Source organism: Cyclobacterium plantarum (genome assembly GCF_011290685.1).
In the GTDB taxonomy this organism is placed as follows: Bacteria; Bacteroidota; Bacteroidia; order Cytophagales; family Cyclobacteriaceae; genus Cyclobacterium; species Cyclobacterium plantarum.
On sequence record NZ_JAANYN010000025.1, the window covers coordinates 1,643 to 4,833 of the forward strand.

At 54.3% G+C, this 3,191-nt stretch carries 2 rRNA genes; both read left to right on the forward strand.

The features are described 5' to 3' along the window. Positions 1 to 45 precede the first annotated feature (45 nt). A 23S ribosomal RNA gene (locus G9Q97_RS24600) occupies positions 46 to 2,953 on the forward strand. Positions 2,954 to 3,037: 84 nt separating this feature from the next. Further along, a 5S ribosomal RNA gene (rrf, locus tag G9Q97_RS24605) occupies positions 3,038 to 3,149 on the forward strand. The last annotated feature ends 42 nt before the right edge of the window (positions 3,150 to 3,191 follow it).

The following is a 3,191-nucleotide window of genomic DNA, read 5'->3' on the forward strand; positions in this document are numbered from 1 at the left end:
TACGACGAAAAGAACCCTGTGTGTTTGCAAAAGGGCACATGGGGAGTTCAAGTGAACAAGGGCGTACGGGGGATGCCTAGGCTCCAGGAGGCGAAGAAGGACGTGCCAAGCTGCGATAAGCTGTGGGGACCGGCACAGTCGGGTCGATCCACAGATTTCCGAATGGGGCAACCCACCCTGACTTGTCAGGGTATTCCCATCTTAGGATGGAGAAAGCGAACGCGGGGAACTGAAACATCTAATTACCCGCAGGAAGAGAAAACAAATAGTGATTCCGTCAGTAGCGGCGAGCGGACGCGGAACAGCCCAAACCGTATATGTTACGGCATATGCGGGGTTGTAGGACCTGCATAATCGATACAAATGAGACCCGAACAGTCTGGGAAGGCTGACCGGAGAGGGTGAGAGTCCCTTAGGGGAATGATTTGTAGAGAGGCGGGGATCCTGAGTAGGCCGGGACAGGAGAAATCCCGGTTGAAACTGCCGGCACCATCCGGTAAGGCTAAATACTCCCTGGAGACCGATAGTGAACGAGTACCGTGAGGGAAAGGTGAAAAGTACCGTGAATAACGGGGTGAAAAGAACCTGAAACCGTGCGCCTACAAGCGGTCGGAGTCCTGACTAGTCAGGATGACGGCGTGCCTTTTGCATAATGAGCCTACGAGTTGCTCCTCACCGGCAAGGTTAACCGTGTAGACGCGGGGAGCCGCAGCGAAAGCGAGTCCGAACAGGGCGAAATAGTCGGTGGGGGCAGACGCGAAACTTAGTGATCTACCCATGGCCAGGTTGAAGCTCTGGTAAAACAGAGTGGAGGACCGAACCGATAAGCGTTGAAAAGCTTCCGGATGAGCTGTGGGTAGGGGTGAAAGGCCAATCAAACTGAGAAATAGCTCGTACTCCCCGAAATGTTTTTAGGAACAGCGTCGGGAATTGTATCGTGGAGGTAGAGCTACCGATAGGACTAGGGGGAGTCACATCCTACCAAATCCTGACGAACTCCGAATGCCACGCTACAGAACCGGCAGTGAGGGCTTGGGTGCTAAGGTCCAAGTCCGAGAGGGAAAGAACCCAGACCTACCGCTAAGGTCCCGAAATCCGCGCTAAGTTGAACAAAGGCGGTCCAGCTGCAGAGACAGCCAGGAGGTTAGCTTGGAAGCAGCTATTCCTTTAAAGAGTGCGTAACAGCTCACTGGTCGAGCGGCAGGGCGTCGATAATAATCGGGCATCAAGCGCGGTACCGAAGCGCAGGACTATATCCCGATTTATTGGGAGTATTGGTAGGGGAGCATTCCGGCGGCGGTGAATCCATATGGTGATGTATGGTGGAGCTTCCGGAAAAGCAAATGTAGGCATAAGTAACGATAATGGATGGGAACAACATCCACACCGCAAGACCAAGGATTCCTGATCAACGCTAATCGGATCAGGGTCAGTCGGGACCTAAGGATAACCCGAAGGGGGATTCCGATGGCAAATGGGTTAATATTCCCATACCGCACATACAGGTGATGGGGTGACGGAGTGATGAAAAGGCCGCCCGGTGACGGAATACCGGGTTGAAGGGTGTAGGTATTTGAGATGTAGTTAAATGCGCATCTTTAGCCGAACCTGATAGTACCGAGCGTCTTCGGACAATCGGATAGTGTCTGTAAGAACTTCCAAGAAAAACCTCTGGCGTTAAGCGTATGTGCGCCCGTACCGCAAACCGACACAGGTGGTCGGGGAGAGTATCCCAAGGTGCTCGAGTGAATCATGGCTAAGGAACTCGGCAAAATGGCCCTGTAACTTCGGGAGAAGGGGCGCTTCCTCCAGCGATGGAGAAGCCGCAGTGAAAAGGCCCAGGCGACTGTTTATCAAAAACACATGGCTTTGCGAAATCGAGAGATGAAGTATAAGGCCTGACACCTGCCCGGTGCCGGAAGGTTAAGGGGGGACGTTACTGCGTAAGTGGGAAGCGTTGAACCGAAGCCCCGGTAAACGGCGGCCGTAACTATAACGGTCCTAAGGTAGCGAAATTCCTTGTCGGGTAAGTTCCGACCTGCACGAATGGTGTAACGATCTGGGCACTGTCTCAGCCATGAGCTCGGTGAAATTGTAGTCGCGGTGAAGATGCCGCGTACCCGCAACGGGACGGAAAGACCCCATGAACCTTTACTGCAGCTTAACATTGGCATCGGGTACACGGTGTGTAGGATAGGCCGGAGGCAATGAAGCGGCGTCGCCAGGCGTTGTGGAGCCAACGTTGAAATACGGCCCTCTGTGTGCCTGGTGTCTAATCCCGAGAATCGGGAGACATTGTTTGGCGGGTAGTTTGACTGGGGTGGTCGCCTCCAAAAGAGTAACGGAGGCTTCCAAAGGTCCCCTCAGCACGCTTGGTAACCGTGCGTGGAGTGCAATAGCATAAGGGGGCTTGACTGTGAGGCGTACATGCCGGGCAGGGACGAAAGTCGGGTATAGTGATCCGGCGGTACCGAATGGAAGGGCCGTCGCTCAAAGGATAAAAGGTACTCTGGGGATAACAGGCTGATCTCCCCCAAGAGCTCATATCGACGGGGAGGTTTGGCACCTCGATGTCGGCTCGTCACATCCTGGGGCTGGAGAAGGTCCCAAGGGTTGGGCTGTTCGCCCATTAAAGTGGCACGCGAGCTGGGTTCAGAACGTCGTGAGACAGTTCGGTCCCTATCTGTTGCGGGCGTGGGAAGTCTGCGGGGGGCTGTCCTTAGTACGAGAGGACCGGGATGGACCGACCGCTGGTGTACCGGTTGTGGTGCCAACTGCACCGCCGGGTAGCTAAGTCGGGAAGAGATAAGCGCTGAAAGCATCTAAGTGCGAAACTCGCCCCAAGATGAGACTTCCAAACAGGGCCGTCAGAGACGATGACGTTGATAGGCTGCAGGTGTAAAGCCAGAGATGGCAAAGCCGAGCAGTACTAATAGCCCGAAAGCTTGAACACCTTTGAAACATTGCATTTTCCGCGAGACACTGTCATATAAGAACAAAAGAGATTAACGGCAAGCCCACAGGGCCCCGTAAAGACATAGGCGGCCCGGCGCAGGGGACCCACCTCTTCCCATCCCGAACAGAGAAGTTAAGCCCTGCAGCGCCGATGGTACTGGGGTTACACCCGGGAGAGTAGGTCGCCGCCTCATTTATTCAAAAGCCCTTTGGTTGATACCACAAGGGCTTTTTTT